Here is a 21,289-nt window from a genome sequence, read left to right on the forward strand (position 1 = left end):
AGTTACCTTTTTCAAATTCGGCAACAATTGATTTCTTGAACTCCACACTGAATTGCCTTGTCTTGTTGATGGATTTTAAGTTTGCTTTCATGATATAGAATTGAGTAAAAGTGGTCAACCTATATCAGGGACATACACAACTTCATTATTCATTATTCATCATTCGGCGTTCATCATTTTTTGATACCAAGTACTAAGTACACCGCTAAATTTTATCGCCTTGTTAAGCTGTTTTTGCTTCGTACTTCATTCCTCGTACTTTGCCATTCATCATTCATCGTATTTCCTCAATGCCATCGCCGCCTCAATCGGCCTATCAGTGGCCAAAATATCCGCTCCATTCTGCACAAACTTCACATAAATCTCATCCCCTCTCGCCTCGGCCATTTTGTCCAAGTTACCCATAACTCCCAAAATTGTAAAAACTCCCCTTTCATGCAGCCTCTGGTTAAACTCCCTGGTTCTTTCAGATAGGCCTGTAAAGGCTATAACATTATCCCAAGGAATGCCTATTTCTTCAAGCCTTTGAATTTCCTCTTCATTTCTTATAGTGACAGAAAGCATCAAATCAGGATTTAGCTCATGCACTTTTTGGGCATCAGTAAGATTATAAGTAATCACAGCAGCATTGGCCACTGTACCCGTTTCCTCAATTTCTGAAACAACCATTTCGAAAGGCACACCTCTTTTAACATCCACTGTCAAGATCGCCTTTCCTTTACTCCATTCCAAAGCTTCCCTCAAGGTTGGAACTTTGAATTTTGATTCCTTTCCATCGTTGTCTACCAGTCTGAGTTTTCTGATTTCCTCAAAAGAATAATCTCTAACTTTACCGGAACCATTGGTGGTCCTGTCCAGGGTATTGTCATGCATAAGTACAAGAACCGAATCCTTGGTCAGCGCCACGTCAAACTCAATAATTGCCGCTGTATTGGATAGCGTATTATTAAAAGTCTCAATCGCATTTTCCGGAAAACCAGGATAAGGACCACCACGGTGTGCACTAACAGTAGGTTTTCTCGCTGGATCCCAAGTGAAATATTCCTTGGCCTCATTCGGAGATTGTAAAGCGATAAAATTATCCCCATGCAGACTTATTTCCTGGGAAGCTCCGCATGAGAAAAAGAAAGCTGTCAAGATTATTAGAATAGGCCTTTTCATGCTTGAATATAGATAATTTACGATTATTTGCTCAGGAGTTTTTTAGGGGCGGTCAAAATAAAACCCCACCAATAAAATTGGCAGGGTTCTCTGTAAGCTGAGTTATTAAAATTACACCTGTTATTCAATCTCTCACCTTATTCAATTTAAAATTAATCTCCCACCACAACCTTGTAAATTTTCTTTTCATCTGAATTCACAAGACTAGCTTCAAAAAAATATAGTGTATCACCCACTATACCTGCAAGTTTCCCCAACTCAAAAAAGTCCTGAAGCGGATAAGTCGCACTCCATTTTTTGCCCTCATAATCAAATATTAGCAAATTGGTTTTTAATCCTAAATTACCTAAGTCGGAATTATTTTTCGCTACAGTGGAAATAAAGACTTTCTCGCCGGAAACCATTATGGCATCGAAAATTGCTGGCTCCACCCTTTCCGCAACTGAAGTTAATCTAGGATTAAACTCTTTTTCCAACAATACAGGAGCAAAATCGAGTCCAAGAAAATCAGGGAAATTCACCTCTGTTAGAGGTTTTTGGCTAAAATCCTTCGCATACATTTTAATTGAGTTTTCCGAAGGAAAAGACATTATCAGATTCGTATCATTACCTCCTACCCTATGGTAATTGATTGGGTAAATGTAATTTCCCTGGGAGGTTAATTTTGCAGGATATTCAACATATCTGTCAATAAACTTGCCTTCAAGGTCAAAAGTGCCCAAGAATTTACCAGACAAGCGATAAAAATCCTTATGGGTAACAGGAACCCCATCAGGCACTAATTCAATATGGTATACACCATTCCTCCATAAAAATACAGGATCTAATGCCTTAACCTTATACCCCTCTGGAATTGCCAAAGAGATTGACTCCATATCTGCTTTCTTATCCAAATTGATTTTCCACAACCGTCCCTTAAACCCATCTAGAATTTCAATATTCGGATAATTTCTAACCATAAAAGAAGAGTAAAACAGGCTGCTGCCATATTCTCCTTTTAAACCCAAATAATTCAATTGCCTCCCATCGGCTATGTCATAAACAGAAATGCCATTAAAAATACTAGATGCAATGAGAATGGAATCTGCGATCAATTCTACTTTAGAAGGTTTTTGAAAAAATCCTAACTCATCACTTACCTTAACTGTGTCCACAACCATCAGGTTGACCTCCGCATAATCAAGATCTGCCGTTTGTCTCGAGGAACAGGACATAAATAGGCAGATAGTAACAAAATAAATACAGCGCTGTATCATTATAAAATCAATTTTTATTAATTCCCTGTTCCAGGATCATTAGGATCAGGATCAGGGTCAGGACAGGATAATGCACCACCATCCGTTCCACAGCCAGCCATAAAACAATCACCGCACTTATATACTTCGCAGCCATAGATTGTTCCCAAATATTCGCAAATAACAGTCCCTTGACCTTTTACAGAACTCGGGTAGAGTCCTAAACAGAAAACAAAGAGGGACAAAACACTGAATTTAATCAAAAATTTATCCATAATAAAAATTTAAGACCCATAACAAAATGTAGGCAGGGTCATTTGGCCCAATCAAAAACTACCGGTAAAAAAGATTTCTATAAACCTAAAAAAAAAAACATATATCAAAACAAAACTAAAAAAATCAAGCATTTCTTCCTGATTTTTTTAGTTTTAGTTCAATTACAAATTGATTTTAAAGGTGGATCACTTCATCATAAGCCGCCGCAGCTGCTTCCATTATCGCCTCAGACATGGTTGGGTGAGGGTGGACGGTTTTGATCAATTCATGACCTGTTGTTTCCAGTTTTCGGATGGCTACGATTTCAGCAATCATCTCAGTGACGTTTGCTCCGATCATGTGGCCTCCCAACAATTCGCCGTATTTGGCATCGAAAATCAATTTTACAAAGCCATCTTTTGCTCCTGCAGCAGACGCCTTACCAGAAGCGGAGAATGGAAACTTACCTACTTTCACTTCATAACCGGCCTCTTTGGCCGCTTTTTCAGTGTAGCCTACAGAGGAAACCTCTGGAGAGCAGTAAGTACAGCCCGGGATATTATTGTAATCCAATGGATCAGGGTTTTGTCCTGCGATTTTCTCCACACAGATAATTCCTTCTGCAGAAGCCACGTGCGCCAAAGCAGGTCCAGGAATTACGTCACCAATAGCATAGTAGCCCGGCATGTTGGTCTTGTAGAACTCGTCAACTTTGATTCTTCCGCGGTCTACAAGGATACCAACATCCTCCAAACCGCAGTTTTCTATATTTGCAGCGATACCGACAGCAGAAAGCACTACGTCGCACTCAATGGTCTCCTCGCCTTTTTTACCTTTAACACTTACCTTACAGCCTTTGCCCTTAGTATCTACAGCTGTAACTTCAGAACCAGTCATCACCTTGATGCCTGCCTTCTTGAAGTTCTTCTCCAATGCTTTGGAAACCTCTTCATCTTCAACCGGCACAATCCTATCCATAAACTCAACAATGGTCACATCTGTACCCAAGGCATTATAGAAATAAGCGAACTCCACGCCGATTGCTCCTGAACCTACCACAACCATTTTCTTAGGCTGCTTTTCCAGGGTCATCGCCTTTCTATAGCCGATAATCTTTTCATTGTCGATTTTTAAAGCGGGAAGCTCTCTTGATCTTGCTCCAGTGGCTATAATGATATTATCGGCAGAATAAGTAGTTTTCTTACCTTCTTTATCTTCAACCTCCACTTTTTTGCCGGGCTTCACTTTGCCCCAGCCCAACAGTTGCTCGATTTTGTTCTTTTTCAAAAGAAACTGGATGCCTTTGCTCATTCCGTCCGCTACACCACGGCTTCTCTTCACCATTCCTTCAAAATCGGTACTGGCTTCTTCTACCTTGATTCCGTAATCGGCAGCATGGTTGATGTATTCAAAAACCTGAGCACTTTTTAACAAGGCCTTGGTCGGAATACAACCCCAGTTAAGGCAGATACCACCCAATTCAGCAGCTTCCACTACGGCAGTTTTCAATCCCAATTGGGAAGCACGAATGGCAGCCACATAGCCCCCTGGACCACTTCCTACTACGATTACATCAAATTTTGTTGAAGACATATATGTAAAGTTTTGTTATTTCTGATTAGCTATGCAAAAATAAGCTTTTTGCCCACAGAAAAAAATTAAGTTTCGAAGTTCTGCAGTTCAGTTTGAAAATCAGCGACAGAATGTTATGTTTTAGATTTTTACGAGCGAAAATTTTATAATTGATGATTTTTAAAAATCTTCACAAAGCTGCAGTGGTTTCAATCAAACAATCAACTCTTCAATAATCTTATTACAGGTTTTTTCTAACTATTGGGTGTATCTTTTTACATGCTAGAAACGCAAGTTAAAAAACCTGGTTAAGTTAAAAATACCCTCTCGTCTGCCTACATTCCCTTGACAGTTTTCCCTTCAACTTCCTGAATTGCTATAGAACGAAGAAGTCTCTGTGAAACTCTTTTTCAAACTCTGCGAAACTCTGTATTCCTTTTCGGTCTTCCAAACCCCTACACGATTCCCTAGGTCTTTTCCCTCCCTTGCATTATATTAAAGCTGGAATTATCAAAAACCCAACATATGAAAAACAGATTAGGAATTTTTCTCCTTGCGCTCATCTCCACACAGGCATTTGCCCAGGAGGACTCGCTGTGGATGCGCTATCCGGCCATCAGCCCGGATGGAAAAGACATTGCCTTCACCTATAAGGGCGATATTTACAAAGTTCCCTCCACTGGCGGAAGGGCCATTCCCGTGACCACTCACCCCGGCTACGAATTCAGGCCCACCTGGTCTGAGGACGGTGAAAAAATAGCCTTTGCCTCCGACAGGCATGGCAACTTTGACGTCTTTGTAGCCGATGCGGAATTCGGCCGGCCCGAAAGGCTGACCTACCACTCCACTAACGACTATCCGGCGGCCTTCAATTCTCAAGGGGTCATTTTTACCAGTTCGAGACTTCCCGCACAGGAATCCTCCCATTTCCCATATGGCCGGTTCCAAGAACTCTACTTGGTTAGCCTTGACGGCAAACTCCCCAAACAGCTCCTGTCCATTCCCATGGACGAGGTTCAACCGAACAAGGCCGGCAACAAATTCCTTTATCAAGACTTGAAGGGATATGAAGACACTTGGAGAAAAAAACACACCTCAGCCATCACCAGGGACATCTGGCTTTACGATGCTGAAAAAGACTCACATATACAGCTGACCACCTTTGAAGGCGAAGACCGCAGCCCGGTCTGGTCAGCCGACGAAAAAACCGTCTACTACCTTAGCGAGGAAGGCGGCAGTTCCAACGTTTGGAAACTTGATCTGGAAAACCCTGAATCGCGGCAGCAAATAACCGACTTTGAAACCCACCCAGTAAGGTTCTTGTCCATTGCCGGCGACAATACCCTCACCTTTGGCTATAATGGCGAAATCTACACCTTCAAGGAAGGCCATGAACCGCATAAGGTCTCCATACAAATTCCTTTTGACGAAAAATCGGTGGCAATTTCCCCTGAAACGCTTACCAATGGCGCCACTGAGATGGCCGTTTCCCCTGATGGGAAAGAAGTTGCTTTCATTGTGCGCGGGGAGGTTTTTGTAACCAATACAGAATCTAATACCACCAAAAGGATCACCAACACACCTGAACAGGAAAGGTCGGTTACCTTCAGCCCGGACGGCAAAAAGCTACTTTATGCCGCTGAAAGGAATGGCAGCTGGAACCTTTATGAAAGCAAAATCCGACGAAGCGGTGAGGAACCATATTTCTATATTTCCACCATACTGGAGGAAACCCCGCTCTTGGAGACAGACAGAGAAACATTCCAACCCAAATATTCTCCCGACGGAAAGGAAGTAGCTTTCCTTGAAGACCGCACCACGCTCAAAATACTCAATCTCGAAAGCAAGCAAGTTCGCACCGTTTTGCCTGGGGACAAAAATTACTCCTATTCAGATGGTGACCAGTATTTCGAATGGTCACCGGACAGCAAGTGGCTTTTGGTGACTTTTATTGAGAAAGAAAGATGGGTGACGGAAGTTGGCCTGGTAGATGTCTCCGGCAAAGAGCCTGTGGTCAATATCACCCAAAGCGGATACATCGACGACATGCCCAAATGGGGATATGAGGGAAACGTCATCACCTGGCACACCGACAAAATGGGCTTCCGCTCCCATGGCAGCTGGGGTTCACAAGGAGACATCTTCGCCATGTACCTCAATCAGGAGACTTTTGACCGCTTCAAGCTGAGCAAGGATGAGTTTACCTTGTTGGAAGAAAGGGAGAAAGAAGAAAAGAAGAATGGTGAAAACGATGAAAAAGATAAGCCTGCAAATCCCATCAATATCCAGTTAAAAAATCTTGAGGACAGGGTAGTCCGCATCACGCCAAATAGCAGCAGCTTATCAGATGCGGTCCTTTCCCCAGACGGCAAAAATCTTTATTATCTTTCCTATTATGAAAATGGCCATGACCTTTGGGAAACCGATCTTATCGAAAAGAAGACCAAGGTGCTTACCAAACTGGAAGCCAATGCCTCCGAGCTGTACCTAGACAAAAAAGGCGAAAATGCCTTTATACAGACCAGCAAGGGCATCAAAAAGGTGAAACTCGAGGACGGAACCTCCAAGGACGTTTCCTTTGCCGCCCAAATGGATCTCAACACTCCTGCCGAGCGGGAATACATCTTTGACCACATGTGGCGGCAGGTTAGAGAGAAATTTTATGTGACTGACCTCCATGGGGTGGACTGGGAAAGCATGAAAGAAAATTATGAGCGTTTCCTGCCCCATATCAACAATGATTATGATTTTGCAGAAATGAGTTCCGAACTGCTCGGTGAGCTAAACGCCTCCCATACCGGCATGCGCTATAGCCATAAGGACAGCAAAGGTGATCAAACCGCATCTCTCGGGGCATTCTACGACCCAAACCACACCGGAAAAGGCCTGAAAATACTTGAAGTGATCGACAAGTCTCCATTGGAAAAAGCAACTGGCAGGATATCAGCAGGAGACATCATCGAAAAAATCGACGGTGTGGAGATCACCGAAGGCATGAACTACTACCCTTTGCTCAACCGAAAAGCCGATAAGGCGGTGTTGCTGACTGTCAGAACTGGCAATGGAAACGCCCGGGATGTTGCCGTTCGACCCATTTCGCAGGGTCAGGAAAGTGAACTGCTTTACCAGAGATGGGTTAAAAGCCGTCGCGCAGAAACCGAAAGGCTTTCTGACGGCCGCTTGGGTTATGTCCACGTGAGGGGCATGAACAGCCCAAGCTTCAGGGAGGTATTTGCCGAACTGATGGGCAGGTACTACGACAAGGAAGCAGTTATCGTGGACACCAGGTTCAACGGTGGCGGCTGGCTTCATGATGATCTGGCAACTTTGCTGAGCGGGGAAAAATACGTGACCCTCTACCCTAGGGGGCAAGTAATAGGCTCCGAGCCACAAAACAAATGGGCAAAGCCCTCTGTAGTGTTGATGGGCGAAGGCAATTATTCCGATGCCCACTTCTTCCCGGTCGCCTACAAGGCTTTGAACATCGGCAAAACCATTGGCATGCCGGTACCCGGCACCACCACAGCAGTATGGTGGGAAACCCAAATCAACCCCAACCTAGTTTTTGGCATTCCCCAGGTCGGCGTTCAAGATATGGAAGGTGACCTGCTGGAAAACAAACAGCTCGACCCCGACATCCAGGTCAAAAACGAACCTGGTAAAGTGGACAAAGGCCAAGACCAACAGCTTGAAAGGGCTGTGGAGGAACTGCTGAAAGAGGTTAAGGTTGCTGAAAAAAGATGATATTGCTTCAGGCATTAAGAAGGCTATCCGGATTAACCGGGTAGCCTTTTTTTATTTCCGTATTAACGCTGCGCCCGTTGCGAAAAGTGCTGCGCCCCCCCGCGTGAAACTTGTCCGCGAAGTAGCTCTGTGAGACTCCGTTTTGAAACTCCTTTTAACTCTGTGTCCCTTTTTAGTGATATTTCCTTATTTTTGACCTTCATTTGAAACCAACCAAAAAGAAATATGGGATTATTATCAGGAAAAACCGCGCTGATCACCGGCGCTTCTAAGGGAATAGGAAGAGCTATCGCCATCAGATACGCTCAGGAAGGCGCCAATGTGGCCTTTACCTACCTTTCAAGTGTGGAAAAAGGGGAAGCCCTTGAAAAGGAACTTGCCGAGTTCGGCGTCAAGGCCAAAGGCTACAGATCCGACGCCTCCGACTTCAAAGCAGCCGAAGAACTTGTCAACAACGTAGTGAGCGAGTTTGGCGCCTTGGATATCCTGATCAATAATGCTGGCGTAACACGTGACAACCTCCTGATGAGAATGTCTGAGGAGCACTGGGACGAGGTGATCAACATTAACCTCAAGTCCTGCTTCAACACCGTAAAAGCAGCCAATAGAACCATGATGAAAGCCAAATCTGGCTCCATTATCAACATCACCTCCGTGGTCGGCATCAAAGGCAACGCAGGCCAGGCCAACTATGCCGCCTCCAAAGCCGGCATCATCGGCTTCACCAAATCAGTGGCCTTGGAACTTGGTTCCAGAAATATCCGAAGCAACGCCGTGGCTCCAGGATTCATCGAGACTGAGATGACCGGGGCATTGGACGAAAAGACCGTACAGGGCTGGAGAGATGCCATCCCTATGAAGCGTGGCGGACAGGCCGAGGAAGTGGCAAACACCTGCGTGTTCCTGGGTTCAGACCTAAGCTCCTACATCTCCGGTCAGGTAATCCAGGTGGATGGCGCGATGTTAACGTAGCACCACTTCATTATTCATCATTTATAAATTGAAAAGCCTTTGGGGACAATTCCCCCAAAGGCTTTTTCATTCTCTTCACTTTAGACTAAAACTTTTTGAAAAGTTCTTTGGAAATTTTATATTAGTACATTAGTTTTTAAACATAACCCAATATTCCATGGTAAGCATTTACACAGGTTTAATTTTTATAGCCATCGCCATCTTGGTCAAATTTTTCCCCACTTTAATCGCAGGCTACAATCACCTTTCCCAAAGAGAAAAAGAAAATGCCATATCTAACGGATTGCCCACTTTTGCATTTACTGTGTTTAGTATTATGGGATTAATTGTTATCTCAGGCCATTTTATTGCTCTTTGGTCAGATAATCCATCTTTAAATAACAGTATTACTATTTTGGTAACCTTGATAGGGACAGTGGTTCTTGTCGTTTTTAGCAAAAGGTTTACGTATGACCGCTGAAGAAAGCAAAAAGGGTAATCCAGATTTATTTCTGGGCAAACCTTGACAAATCAACTTGATAAAACTCATACTCATCTTCATTGGGCTGCTGCTGCTTGCTGAGGAAGAGGCCTTCGCTGGTCAGAAACCAGTTTTCCAGATCCAGCTCTCCCTCATAGTCAGAAAAGTACTCCCCTTTCGGCTCCCATACACCAGAGAAAATTAACAGGACATAATACTTGGTTCTGTCGAACTTCATTTCTCCTTCACCGGATTCCTTGATTTTTTTGGCTCTTACAAATAAAGCGTGGGTTTTGTCATAGAGCAAAAAAAGGTGTGCAAAAGCCTCCTTGGCCTGGGCCCAAACAGTAAAGGATTCCCCCATGGAATAACCTCGCTTGGCAAATAATTATAACTAATATTTGACTGCAGTTTTATTTTCTTGATAAAACTTTGGTTTTCAAAACGATAAAGTGAATCCGAAAAAGGAAATGATAAATAATAAAAATGGATATTTCTAAACTGCTTTTTCCCCGAAAAGTAAACTTTCACAAGAATTAATCGTACATTGTAATGATATCATTTTAACATCATAATAATATGGAAAAAATCATCAAACCCATTTCCGGCTACATCATGGTGGTGGCAGCTTTGGTCCTTCTCGGACTAGCAATTTTACTCTTTGTCAACCAGCTCCATCTTTTTGGCTTAATAAGTAGCGTGGCTTTTTTGTTTGTCATCCCGGGTTTCTTCATCGTGGAACCCAACAAATCTATGGTGCTGTTACTATTTGGGGCATATAAAGGAACCGTCAAAGCTTTTGGATTCTTTTGGGTCATCCCTTTCATGACCAGAAATAAAATATCTCTTAGGGTCAGAAACTTTGAAAACAAACCGCTGAAGGTCAATGACAAAATCGGAAACCCTGTCATGGTGGGCACTATTGTAGTTTGGCAGGTTGAAGACACCTTTAAGGCTTCTTTTGACGTACAGGATTACGAGAACTTCGTACACCTCCAGTCCGATGCCGCAGTGCGTAAAATGGCGGGGCTTTATCCCTATGATGATTTTGAGGCGCCGGAAGCGGAGGTAACCTTGCGGTCGGGCGTAGAAGAAGTCAATCATTCTCTGGAAGCGGAGATATCTGACCGACTCAAACATGCTGGAATAAAAGTTATTGAGGCAAGGATTTCTCATTTGGCCTATGCCTCTGAAATTGCTTCTGCAATGTTACAAAGACAACAAGCAACAGCTATCGTAGCAGCCAGAAGGAAAATCGTAGATGGGGCCGTAGGCATGGTGGAAATGGCTTTGGCAGATCTGAAATTGAAAGGAATTGTCGATTTTGAGGAAGAAAAAAGAGCTGCCATGGTCAGCAACCTCATGGTCGTACTCTGCTCGGACAAAAACGCTAGTCCCGTACTGAACGTGGGAACCCTTAATCCATAGTCATGGTTGCCAAGGACAAAGTCAGCTTTAGAGGTACGTTTCTGGTATATGTAGTCCCCATTTTGGAACTTCCGGTACTGGCCCTGATTACTGTCCTATGGCTCACTGGGCAACTGGGAGAAAACGGCCATTATGTATTATTGCTGGTGTTGGTTTCAGTTGCATTTGCAACTTGGCTGGTTTTCAACCTGAGGCTGGAGTTGCGGCTGGACTATACCCATTTTAGTTATCGCTTTCCTCCCTTTATTAAAAGCACCCGGGAATTCAAAAGAGAAGAAATTGTGTCCATGCAGGTAAAAAAGGATGGAGGATTGGCCGAGGAGCAAAAGGACAAATGGAGGGCATTATGGACTAAAGACAAAACATTCCGATTCTTGACGGACCATGTTTTGGTGGTAAAGCTCAAAGACCGTAAACTTGTTTTCAGCATTAATGAACCTGGGATTTTCCAAAAAATGATACAGGAAGAATCCCGCATCAACGAGCAATTTTAAGCATACAAGCATGCCAAGTAAAAAACCTTTTGCCCTTAGACTAAACGAAGACATGATGAAAGCCGTGGAGAAATGGGCTGCAGACGAGTTTCGCAGCACAAATGGGCAAATCGAATACATTATCCACGAAGCTCTGAAAAAAGCGGGAAGGTTGCCGAAGAAAAAGGATTAATCCTCCTTTTCTTTGGCAATCTTCTCTAGTGTTTTTTGAAAGATACTACTCATTCCCCCTCCTGCACATACAACAACTGTCCATTCTCAAAATCATACAGGGTCAATTGTCTCAACTGGTAATACGCTAACCAATACTCCCTAAGTGAATTCACAAACTCCCTCCTATTGGCGTCTTTTTCCTGTTGGGCTATATTAAGGTCGGTGATATTCACTTTACCGCTTAGGTAGCGATTTCGTGCTATTTCATACCGTTTATCTGCCACCTGATCAGACGCCTCGGTGATCTCAAGTCGATCTCTTAGCATGTTAAAGTTTTTTACGCGGGTAAAAATCTGCTCCTCAAAGTTGACCATATCCTGTTGCACCGTATACTCTACAAGCCGCTTATTAGCCTTGGACACTTCCATCCTCGCCTTATTTCGACCCCAGTCCAATACAGGAACACTTATAGTCATGTTGACCAATGCTTGAGTATTCGGATCCGCATAGATGTCCGCCCAATTCAATGCAGCATTGTTGTAACCGTAACTTGCTCTTAGATTCATTTGAAATCGAGAGCCTCTAGCCTCAGCTACATTTGCGTCAGCTTCCATAATTCTCCTTTCAAAACCCAAAGCATCAGCACGGTTTTGAAATGCCAAGTCTATTGCCCGCCCTACATTCACTTCAAAATCTGGTATCTCGGTGGGCAAAATCAATTTGAGATCAGAAGCCTCATTCATCCCGATAAATGACTTCAGACCCAAGGCGGAAGTTTCCATATCTAGTCGGGCTCTTGCCATTGCCTGTTTGGCCTGTAAAACCTGTAGTTCCACCTGCAAAAGTTTATCTTCAAATGTGGTCCCGATTTCATACCGCCCTTTTTCAATTTTGTAGATTTCCTCTGTGTTTTCCAGATTCTTTTCGGCTATCTCCAGATCCACCTGAGCCACTAGGTAATTAAAAAAAAGCTGAGCAGCAGTCTGGCTGACTTCTTCCATTCCCTCTACAAAATCTCTTTTGCTTTCCTCAAAGCGCAGTGGTGCAATCTTTCTGTTCCACTTAAATCTATTGAAGGCAAATATGGGTTGTTCTAACCTGACATTCACCGGCACCCCACTCCATTGGGTCTGTGGCATACCTGGTGTTGTAAAGAAATTATCGAACCTGCTGGTGGAAGAGTTTACCGAAATCATCCCTCCAGTCGGGGCAATTACCTGTTGCAAGCCCAACTCCATATCTACAAGGTTTTGTTGTACGGGACGAAAAGCGATGGATCCGTCGGGCTGTTCTACCCTATTAAAAGCTTGTTGATATTGAGGGAAAATCCCGTTTAATCGTAACTGAGGGTTATAATCTGCTCTAAAAAGACGATATTCCCAGTAGCGGTTTTCCCGTATAGTCTCTTCTCGCAAAGCTGCCGGTGATTGTGCTTTGGCCCTTGCGATAATATCATCTAAAGTATACACTGAGGCATCCTGGGCATAAAGGGAAGCCGGAAATAAAAAACCGGTCAAACATACAAGTCTGACCCATGAAAATTTACTCATATCTTAATGATGTTATAGGATCCTGTTTTGCAGCTTTTCTGGCCGGGGCTATCCCAAAGGCTAACCCCACCGTAGCGGCCACACTGAAGGAAATCAACACTGAGCTAAAGCTGACAATGGTCGGAAAATCTCCAAACCTTGCCACCGCATCAGCCAATATGATCCCTAAAATCACTCCTATCACACCACCACTTACACTGATCATGACCGCTTCAAACAAAAACTGATTCACAATATCGGATTTTTTCGCACCTAACGAAAGCCTTAGTCCGATTTCTTTTATTCTTTCCATCACTGAAGCCAACATGATGTTCATAATGCCTATTCCTCCGACTAGCAAAGATATGCCTGCAATCGCTCCAAGGACAATGTTAAAGATATGTTGTGTTCTTTGTTGTTGCTTCAATAAAAGTTCAGGAATGGTAATTTCAAAGTCCACCACTCCAAAGTGTCTCCTACCTAACATCCTATTCAGCACATCCGCAGTTGGAGATAAAGACCTGCTATCCTCTACTTGAATGACCAAGCGGTCCAATTGATGGTAGTTTTTATTCCCAACCATCGATACCTGAGGAGCTTCGGTACCTGAATACCTCTGCCCGCCACCTTGCACCAATCCACTGGAGGTAACCAGATCTCGGTTTTTATATCTGACAAACATGGACTGAATGGGAATATACACATCCATATTCAGATCCCTGATGCCCAATTTCCCAATATGATCTTCAGAAACTTCTCTTTCTTCTAACACACCAATCACTGTGAGCCATTGATTGCCACATTTGATTTTCTTGCCTATAGGATTTTCTTGGCTGAAGAATTTGGTTTGAACTCCTCTCCCGATAAGACATACCGGATCACCTTTTAAAAGATTATTTTTAGAGAACATCTTTCCTTGCTGCAGGGCAAAATTATTTACCTGAAAATATTCGGGCATCACCCCCACCAGTTTGGCAGACCTTCTGTTGCCGTCTTTCACCAAATAGGTGTCCAACATTACTTCAGGACTTATGTGCTTCACTCCAGGCACCGATTCACGAATGGATTCCACATCTAACATGCGTAGTCCCGGTGAAAACTTTTTCTTTTCTCTATTTTGAGATGATTCATCCGCAACCCGCTCCTCGACTTGATCCACAATCGGCTCGACGATGATATTATTCACCCCGACCAACTTGATCTGTTCCATGATTTCTTGCTGAGCTCCATTACCAATGGCAAGCATGGCTATTACAGCTGCCACACCAAAAATTATCCCTAGTGCAGTCAAAAAGGAGCGCAGCCTATTAGCTATCACGGCCTCGAGTGCAATGTAAAAATTAGCTAATAGCCTTTCTCTAAACCTGAATGATTCCTGACTCAATGCCTTTTAAATTACCGGAGCTGGGTCACTCCATGATCCAACATCTCTTCCTCTCTTCTTCCGTCCAACTCCTGCAGTAATTTAACCGGTCTATCTCTATTCCACTTGGGCGTGGAAAGATATACTCTGTCTCCTGAATTAAGCCCCTTTTGGATGACCACTTCATTGGAATTGGACAACCCTAGTTTCACTTCCTGTTTGGTACCATTGTTCAATAGCACATAATTAATGCTGTCGCTTTCTACATGTACAGCTTCAAGCGGTACGTATACCGCCTCGGCGAGCTCTTCCGCCACAATATTATTGCTGGTAGTCATTGCTGGTCGCATCACTGGGTCGTTTTCATTGACAAGGATGGTCACCTCAAATACCTTAGCGTCTGAATTTGACCTCTGCTGACCTACATTCGCCACACGGATCACCCTTCCGGAAAGTTTTTTCTCAGGAAATGCATCCATACCCAGCTCAACCTTCTGACCTACTTTTACTTTTCGAATATCGACCTCATTCACATAAGTAATGCTTAGCATGGAAGAAAGATCAGGCAAAGTAGCTACTACAGGGCTCCAAGCACTGATGCTCGAGCCCGGCCCTACCTTGTTTCCATCCCAGCCATTTTCATAGATGACCATCCCGTCTTGAGGGGCATATATGGTAAATTCATCCAACATGGCTTCCATCTGCTTAAATTCGCGTTCTTCTTTACGGAGAGTAGCTGCCACTTCTGCCATTTTTGCAACAGCCTGGTTAAATTTAATCTTATAATTCTCCTCAGCCTGTCTCAGGTCACGTTTGGCCTTTTCCACGTTGTATTCGTACTGTTTGATAGTCGCAGGTGGTTCATATTGGGATTGATCTAGCACCAGTTGCTGCTCTTCTACCTGATAATTAAGATTAATCAGATTGTCTCTTTCCTGGCGCAAAGAAAGAGCGGTATCTAACTGCGTTTGCTCATATTGAGACTTGACTTGATCAAGTTTTCCTTGGGCATCACTCACTTTACCAAACAGATCCGACTTGTCCAGAGAGGCAATGAAATCCCCTTCTTTAACCACCGTTCCTTCGTCTACGATTTGCTCCACCTTTAATTGGCTGAGCCTAAATTCACGCGCCCTTTGAGGTCCCATTACTTTGACGGATCGTTGAGCCCTCAACTCTCCCGTTGTCATGATTTCCACTTTGAATTTGCCTTTTTTAGCAGCGACAATTAGGTCTGATCCCTCCGTACTTGTTCCAGGGGAAAAGACTTTATATAAAATCAATATGACGACAACGGTACTACCGAGTACTATCAGGAGATTTTTGGCCATAAATTTAGTTTTGAAGACAGTAATTCCTTGGAGTATTGGATCAACTTAGAAAACGTAATCCGGATTCACCTCAAAGTTAAGTCTTTATCCTCTAAATCCCAGCCCGATGGCAAGACCATTTTGCCATTGAAAGAAATATCAAAGTCCATAACCCCTACACTCTTTTGCTATATCTTTAGTAACTTGCCCTAAATTTATTTTATCCCATGAAATCAATTATCAGCTTTGTTATCCGATATGTTCCGCGAAAATACCTTCAACTTGTCAGTCACAAGGTGCTCCGTATTATGGCTGTCCTGTACAAAGGGAACAAAGTAAGCTGTACTGTTTGCCAAAGCGGATTCAAGAAGTTTCTTCCCTATGGGAGAAAAGGACGTGATAATGCTTTGTGTCCAAAATGCTTAGCCTTAGAAAGGCACAGGTTGATGTATTTATTTCTGAAGGAAAAAACTCCATTTTTTGAAAAACAGCTAAAAGTGCTTCACGTAGCTCCAGAACTTTGCTTCATTGACAAATTTGAAGCTATGGGTAACCTGGAATACATAACTGGAGATTTGGAGTCCCCACTTGCCAAAGTAAAAATGGATATCCACCAAATTCCCTTTGAGGATGAGACATTCGACGTGGTTTTTTGCAACCATGTAATGGAGCATGTGGACGATGATATTTCCGCATGCAAGGAAATCAACCGTGTGCTCAAAAAAGATGGATGGGGAATTGTGCAATCTCCGGTTTATCAACTTCCGGAAACCCTAGAGGATAAATCCATTACCGACCCAGCCGAAAGAGAGCGACTTTTTGGCCAACGTGATCATGTGAGAAAATACGGAATTGACTACGCCTCACGCTTGAGCAAATCAGGGTTGAATGTAATTGGGGACAATTATGTAAAAACCCTTCCCAAGGAAATGGTGGAAAAGCACGCCCTGCCAATAAATGAAATCATTTACTATTGCACAAAAGGTTAGGCTATTACCCTTTACTGGCTTTGCGTAAGCTTTCACTTGCCAAACCTGCACCATAAGCCAGAAGTTGCCCAAAGGCCACAGGGAGCGAAAGTAGACCTATAAAAAAGGACCTATTTTCAATTGAAGAGGTGACTATTATACCCACGCTCCAAAGGCCTAATACAAAAACACCAAGGTAAAATAGGTTTTCCCTGAAAATGAATAATCCAGGAAGGCTAAAAATACCTAACAAGAAAAAGAAAGGCAGCAAATGCACCAGCTTAATGGCTTCCGGATGAAAACGACTTACATTAACCCTGTTTTTGCCAAAGGAATAGCTTTGTTTAATGAATGTCCAAAAGGTGTTCCGACGCTTATGATAAACAAATGCGTCTTGAATTAACTCAAGTTTAAAACCTAGCTTTTTCAATCGGATACTTAATTCAATATCTTCTCCTTTGTTGGGATCCACAAAACCCTGAGTTGCTTCAAAAGCTTTTCTAGACAAACCCATATTGTACCCCCTAGCTTGGTATTTGGAGGGATCAGGAAGTTTGCCTCTGATTCCTCCAGTGGTGAATAAAGATGTCATGCTGAAATTAATAGCCTTTTGAAGGGCTGAGAAATTTTCTCCGGCCGCATCTGGTCCCCCAAAGGCATCCAATCGCCTGATCTGAAGATTTTCCGCAACAACCTTCAGGTAATGCGATGGGGCTATGCAGTCTGAATCTAAAAGGATAAAGAAGTCACCTTTGGCTTCTTTCATTCCAAAATTCCGGGCAAAACCTTGTCCAGTATTTCTCTGAACGTAATATTTTAAGGGAAAGACAGACGAAAACTCTTTGCAGATCTCCTCGCAGGTAATTGTAGACCCATCTTCTACGATAATCACCTCAAAATTCTGAAAGGTCTGGTTTTGAAGACTTTCAAGTAATTCTTTTATTTCCTGAGGACGATTATATACTGGGATAATTATGCTGAAAAACATCAAGCATCGAAATTTACCTCATTTTCAATATTGTAGTCAGCTTTCCTGACATTGTTAGAAGCCATCATATCAGCCAAAAATCCGGTCAGGAAGAGTTGTACACCAATTATAAGTGCCACAAGAGCAAGGAAAAAAGTGGGTTGTTCTGTAATTTCTCTAACAGGAATCCCTTTTTTTAAACCATAGATTTTTTCAAAGATTAGCCAAATAGTAATGATGAATCCTGTAAAAAATGATAAAGAACCCAAGGCACCAAAAAAATGCATAGGCTTTCTTTTGTAACGGTTAACAAAAGACACTGACATCAAATCCAAGAAGCCGTTTACAAACCGCTCCATGCCAAATTTGGTATAGCCATATTTACGGGGTCGATGTTCTACCACCTTTTCGCCAATCTTACTAAACCCGTTCCATTTAGCAATCAAAGGAATGTAGCGGTGCATTTCACCGTAAACGTGGATATTTTTGACAACTTTTTTCTTGTAGGCTTTAAGGCCACAATTGAAGTCATGGAGATCAATCCCAGAAATCATGCTGGTGACTCCATTGAAAAATTTGGATGGAATCGTTTTTCCTATGGGGTCGTGGCGCTTCTTCTTCCAGCCCGACACAATATCATACCCTTCCTTTGCAATCATGTGATATAGTCCAGGTATTTCATCAGGACTATCTTGAAGGTCGGCATCCATGGTAATTACCACCTCACCTTTGGCTTTCTGAAAACCAATATCTAAAGCTGCTGACTTTCCGTAGTTCCGGGTAAATCCAACACCTTTTAAATGCCCATTTTTATAAGCCAGACCTGTGATTACCTCCCAAGAATTATCACTACTCCCATCATTTACGAATATAACTTCATAGGTGAATCGGTTTTCCTCCATTACTCTACCTATCCATTCGGCAAGCTCTGGGAGGGAATCTTCTTCATTATAAACAGGAATAACTACTGAAATCTGAAGCATGTATTAATAATCCAATGTTTTGTCTCTTTTCTTAAGGATGGCTCCTAAGATCAACGCAAGTATGGCTGAAATGATAACAGAGATTCCAAGACTTTTCACCATTCCAACCACTGTGTAATTTTCATAAAACCCTTCCCGCATTTTATCAATCGCATCACTATCCAATGCCCCTGCCCCACCAAATCTTTCCATGATGGCCAGCGTGTTCTCAAGTTGGGTATCAGCCAACACAGTAGGCAAATTAGGATCTATGACATGAAAAAGCAATATATTTCCAATTGTACTTATTAATGCGCTAATCACAAGAGCAATGAAAGCAAATTGGAAGGCAACACCAAACGTCATGAATCCTCCAAGTTCCTTACGGTATTCAATCCCAAAATACATGATTACTGCCACCATGACCACAATTAGCCCAAGCCCTACATAGCCTGAGGCAAGTAAGCTTGAATCAATAAAATAAAGTGCAAAATAAGTCACCACAGTAATGAGACCTAATACTACACCGGTTTTTAAAGCTGCTTGGAATGGTGTTGTTACCTCTTCCATTTCAGGATTCACTCTGAGATTTTCCATAAAAATTAGACTTTGGATTGTTTAAGAATAACTGAAATAATAATTGTAGATAATAATCCAAATATGGTGATTTTTGCCAAATAATCTAAGAAAATATCCGATACCGTATTGTTTAGAGAGCTTTGATATAAGCTTTCATATGTTATCTGACCCATTTCTCCAGAAATTTGATCTTTCCTCTGTACAAGAAAGTCTAAATTCATCTGAATATATTCGTTGAATATTTCAGGTTGTATAAACAAGTACAAACTTATCATGGTAGCCAAGAAAACCCCGAAAATACTATAAATAAAGAACCCTACGGTCATCCCTTGAGCAAAGAAAAGCTCTTGGTCATTATTGTTGTCCCTGAAGTTTTTTATCCCCAGAAAAATAAATACTGGTATGACCATATAGCCAAAAATCAAGGTATAACTAACAGGCTCCAATCCTGAAATTTTCAAAATCCAAAATGCTAGAGCACCAAGAACACCGCCCGCAAGCCCAAACTTGTAGGAGGAAAGTAAATATCTATTCATCAATTTTAATATACTTTTCTCCGTTGATTACATATTTGACTTTTCCTGTTAGTTCCTTGCCAAACCATGGAGAATTATTGGATTTGGAGGTATTGTTTTTTGAATTAAACGTCCATGTTTCAGAGGGATCAAATATCACTAAAGTGTCATTATCGTTTTGACCCAAAACCTGGTTAGGCCCATCAGTGATTTTATCTATTAATAGTGGCCAACCCAGTTCTTTTTCCAATTGAATTAAGCCTGGAAGAAAAGTCTGCAACCCTATCATTCCATGCCCAGCATAGTCAAACTCTATATGCTTGGCGTCAAAGTCTTGGGGCCTGTGGTTGGAAACAATCGCATCGATAGTTCCATCTATCAAACCTTCAATTAAGGCCTTGCGCTCATCCCTACCTCTAAATGGAGGCTTGACCTTCATATTGGTGTCAAACGTGACTAAATCCTCATCACTAAACAAAAGCTGGTAAAGAGAAATATCTGCTGTAACATACAATCCATCCTTTTTAGCTTCTCTAATTAGATCTATTGATTTTCTTGAACTAACGGTTTGGAAATGGATTCTTCCACCTGTGTATTTAAGTATTTCAATGTTTTTTTGAATAGCCACTTCCTCAGCCAAGGAAGGAATGCCCTTCATACCTAATCTGGTACTTGCTTCACCTTCGTGCATTTGGCCAAAAATTGCTAGCAGGGGATCATAGGAGTGATCAAAAACAATACCTTCAAATTTTTGAAGATACTGTAGAGCTTTCATCAACCTATCAGAATTGGACAATGGACGTAAGCCATCGCCAAAAACTTTAACCCCACTATTAGCAAGGTCGAGGATTTCTGTAAAATCCTCTCCTTTGGCGTCTTTGGTGAGAGCTGCTTGGAGAATTATATCAGAGAAAAAATTGCTGGTTTTTGTTTTTAAAAACTCAACATCATTCTTATTTTGAATGACAGGGTCAGTGTTTGGAAGCAGGACTGATTTAACAAACCCGCTCTTAGCTAAGCCATCTCCTAACGATTCAAGGTCTTCCTTATATTCAAGCCCAGGTTCGCCATTAAAACACTTTAAATCTACCCAACCCTTGGAAGCAAGAAAACCACTGCAATCTATTACCTCTATTTGATCTAAAAAACCAGAAACATCTTCATGCTTGCGTAGCCCCTTCTCATCATATATAAAGTCTGCAGGATCTTTAATTCCAGATGATTCAATAAGGGTTAAGGATTGAAATAAAATAGCCATGTCAATAATTATTTGGTGCAAAACTGCAATTTAATTCCCTAAATAAGAAACAGGAAGCACATTAAAACACCGAAAACACAATAATACCCCAATACTACCCTCGCGGCAGACAGTACCCAGTCACAGTTGGCAGGCCTCGGCGGTGCAGGGCTTTCCGCCACAGTAGACGAAATAGGAACAGACGGTGATTACAGCCAAAATAAACTTCTAATCCGCACCGCAGGGGCAATAACCCCCTAAACGCAAAAAAGCCTCTGGATTTCTCCAAAGGCTTCTGTTAATAAAGGAAGGCGGCGACCTACTCTCCCGGATGTGACTCCAGTACCATCGGCGCTGCAGGGCTTAACTTCTCTGTTCGGGATGG

20 protein-coding genes and 1 rRNA gene are annotated in these 21,289 nt (G+C 42.4%); 7 read left to right on the forward strand and 14 right to left on the reverse strand.

Features of this window, described 5'->3' with window-relative positions; all coding sequences use genetic code 11:
* Positions 1-270: 270 nt before the first annotated feature.
* From FPL27_RS15625 to lpdA, 4 genes are all read right to left on the reverse strand, one after another.
* Entirely contained in the window at positions 271-1,161 is an 891-nt protein-coding gene (locus FPL27_RS15625; RefSeq protein WP_143962031.1) for a glycerophosphodiester phosphodiesterase family protein, read from the reverse strand.
* 152 nt (positions 1,162-1,313) lie between these two features.
* Positions 1,314-2,375, reverse strand: coding sequence for a hypothetical protein (locus FPL27_RS15630; protein WP_143962032.1), 1,062 nt, complete (start codon positions 2,373-2,375; stop codon positions 1,314-1,316).
* A 59-nt stretch (positions 2,376-2,434) separates the two neighbouring features.
* On the reverse strand, positions 2,435-2,671 hold the full coding sequence (locus FPL27_RS15635; protein ID WP_143962033.1) for a hypothetical protein: 237 nt from the start codon (positions 2,669-2,671) through the stop codon (positions 2,435-2,437).
* Between the two features lie 175 nt (positions 2,672-2,846).
* Positions 2,847-4,244 carry a dihydrolipoyl dehydrogenase gene (lpdA, locus tag FPL27_RS15640; protein WP_143962034.1) on the reverse strand — a complete coding sequence of 466 codons (1,398 nt, stop codon included), beginning with the start codon at positions 4,242-4,244 and terminating at the stop codon, positions 2,847-2,849.
* Positions 4,245-4,748: 504 nt separating this feature from the next.
* Between lpdA and FPL27_RS15645 the strand changes: the two genes are divergently transcribed.
* The 3 genes from FPL27_RS15645 (at position 4,749) to FPL27_RS15655 (ending at position 9,399) form a co-directional block, all read left to right on the forward strand.
* Entirely contained in the window at positions 4,749-7,967 is a 3,219-nt protein-coding gene (locus tag FPL27_RS15645) for a S41 family peptidase (protein WP_143962035.1), read from the forward strand.
* A 225-nt stretch (positions 7,968-8,192) separates the two neighbouring features.
* On the forward strand, positions 8,193-8,939 hold the full coding sequence (fabG, locus tag FPL27_RS15650) for a 3-oxoacyl-[acyl-carrier-protein] reductase (RefSeq protein ID WP_143962036.1): 747 nt from the start codon (positions 8,193-8,195) through the stop codon (positions 8,937-8,939).
* A gap of 157 nt (positions 8,940-9,096) precedes the next feature.
* Positions 9,097-9,399 (forward strand): DUF3784 domain-containing protein, encoded by a 303-nt coding sequence (locus FPL27_RS15655; RefSeq protein WP_143962037.1) that lies wholly within the window; start codon positions 9,097-9,099, stop codon positions 9,397-9,399.
* Between the two features lie 25 nt (positions 9,400-9,424).
* On the opposite strand, the gene FPL27_RS15660 is transcribed toward FPL27_RS15655, so the two are convergent.
* Positions 9,425-9,763 carry a hypothetical protein gene (locus FPL27_RS15660; protein ID WP_143962038.1) on the reverse strand — a complete coding sequence of 113 codons (339 nt, stop codon included), beginning with the start codon at positions 9,761-9,763 and terminating at the stop codon, positions 9,425-9,427.
* A gap of 215 nt (positions 9,764-9,978) precedes the next feature.
* Here FPL27_RS15660 and FPL27_RS15665 point away from each other — a divergent pair, with 215 nt between their 5' ends.
* The 3 genes from FPL27_RS15665 to FPL27_RS15675 are packed head-to-tail and all read left to right on the forward strand — an operon-like array spanning position 9,979 to position 11,493.
* Complete coding sequence (locus tag FPL27_RS15665; RefSeq protein ID WP_143962039.1) at positions 9,979-10,827, forward strand: SPFH domain-containing protein; 849 nt, start codon at positions 9,979-9,981, stop codon at positions 10,825-10,827.
* A 2-nt stretch (positions 10,828-10,829) separates the two neighbouring features.
* Positions 10,830-11,321, forward strand: a complete 492-nt coding sequence (locus tag FPL27_RS15670; protein ID WP_143962040.1) for a hypothetical protein — start codon at positions 10,830-10,832, stop codon at positions 11,319-11,321.
* A 10-nt stretch (positions 11,322-11,331) separates the two neighbouring features.
* Positions 11,332-11,493, forward strand: coding sequence for an Arc family DNA-binding protein (locus tag FPL27_RS15675; protein ID WP_143962041.1), 162 nt, complete (start codon positions 11,332-11,334; stop codon positions 11,491-11,493).
* Positions 11,494-11,542: 49 nt separating this feature from the next.
* Here the strand turns inward: FPL27_RS15675 and FPL27_RS15680 are convergent, their stop codons facing one another.
* From FPL27_RS15680 to FPL27_RS15690, 3 genes are read right to left on the reverse strand one after another with little or no spacing between them, the layout of a single operon-like run.
* On the reverse strand, positions 11,543-13,024 hold the full coding sequence (locus FPL27_RS15680) for a TolC family protein (RefSeq protein ID WP_143962042.1): 1,482 nt from the start codon (positions 13,022-13,024) through the stop codon (positions 11,543-11,545).
* Positions 13,017-14,387, reverse strand: a complete 1,371-nt coding sequence (locus FPL27_RS15685; protein ID WP_143962043.1) for an ABC transporter permease — start codon at positions 14,385-14,387, stop codon at positions 13,017-13,019. Before FPL27_RS15685 ends, FPL27_RS15680 begins: the two co-directional genes overlap by 8 nt.
* Before the next feature lie 11 nt (positions 14,388-14,398).
* On the reverse strand, positions 14,399-15,697 hold the full coding sequence (locus tag FPL27_RS15690) for an efflux RND transporter periplasmic adaptor subunit (RefSeq protein WP_143962044.1): 1,299 nt from the start codon (positions 15,695-15,697) through the stop codon (positions 14,399-14,401).
* A 206-nt stretch (positions 15,698-15,903) separates the two neighbouring features.
* On the opposite strand from FPL27_RS15690, the gene FPL27_RS15695 reads away from it, so the two are divergent.
* Complete coding sequence (locus tag FPL27_RS15695) at positions 15,904-16,665, forward strand: class I SAM-dependent methyltransferase (RefSeq protein ID WP_143962045.1); 762 nt, start codon at positions 15,904-15,906, stop codon at positions 16,663-16,665.
* Between the two features lie 4 nt (positions 16,666-16,669).
* Here the strand turns inward: FPL27_RS15695 and FPL27_RS15700 are convergent, their stop codons facing one another.
* The 6 genes from FPL27_RS15700 to rrf form a co-directional block, all read right to left on the reverse strand.
* Complete coding sequence (locus FPL27_RS15700) at positions 16,670-17,632, reverse strand: glycosyltransferase (protein ID WP_143962046.1); 963 nt, start codon at positions 17,630-17,632, stop codon at positions 16,670-16,672.
* Positions 17,632-18,594 carry a glycosyltransferase family 2 protein gene (locus FPL27_RS15705; protein WP_143962047.1) on the reverse strand — a complete coding sequence of 321 codons (963 nt, stop codon included), beginning with the start codon at positions 18,592-18,594 and terminating at the stop codon, positions 17,632-17,634. Before FPL27_RS15705 ends, FPL27_RS15700 begins: the two co-directional genes overlap by 1 nt.
* Before the next feature lie 3 nt (positions 18,595-18,597).
* Positions 18,598-19,170 (reverse strand): DUF4199 domain-containing protein, encoded by a 573-nt coding sequence (locus FPL27_RS15710; RefSeq protein WP_235893458.1) that lies wholly within the window; start codon positions 19,168-19,170, stop codon positions 18,598-18,600.
* Positions 19,171-19,175: 5 nt separating this feature from the next.
* Positions 19,176-19,688: a DUF4199 domain-containing protein gene (locus tag FPL27_RS15715; RefSeq protein ID WP_143962048.1), complete on the reverse strand. Its 513-nt coding sequence runs from the start codon at positions 19,686-19,688 to the stop codon at positions 19,176-19,178.
* Entirely contained in the window at positions 19,681-20,925 is a 1,245-nt protein-coding gene (locus FPL27_RS15720; RefSeq protein WP_143962049.1) for a dihydroorotase, read from the reverse strand. The genes FPL27_RS15715 and FPL27_RS15720 overlap by 8 nt, the downstream gene beginning before the upstream one ends.
* Positions 20,926-21,210: 285 nt before the next feature.
* A 5S ribosomal RNA gene (rrf, locus tag FPL27_RS20330) occupies positions 21,211-21,289 on the reverse strand; the annotation flags it as partial.

This window comes from Litoribacter populi (assembly GCF_007483685.1).
In the GTDB taxonomy this organism is placed as follows: domain Bacteria; phylum Bacteroidota; class Bacteroidia; order Cytophagales; family Cyclobacteriaceae; genus Litoribacter; species Litoribacter populi.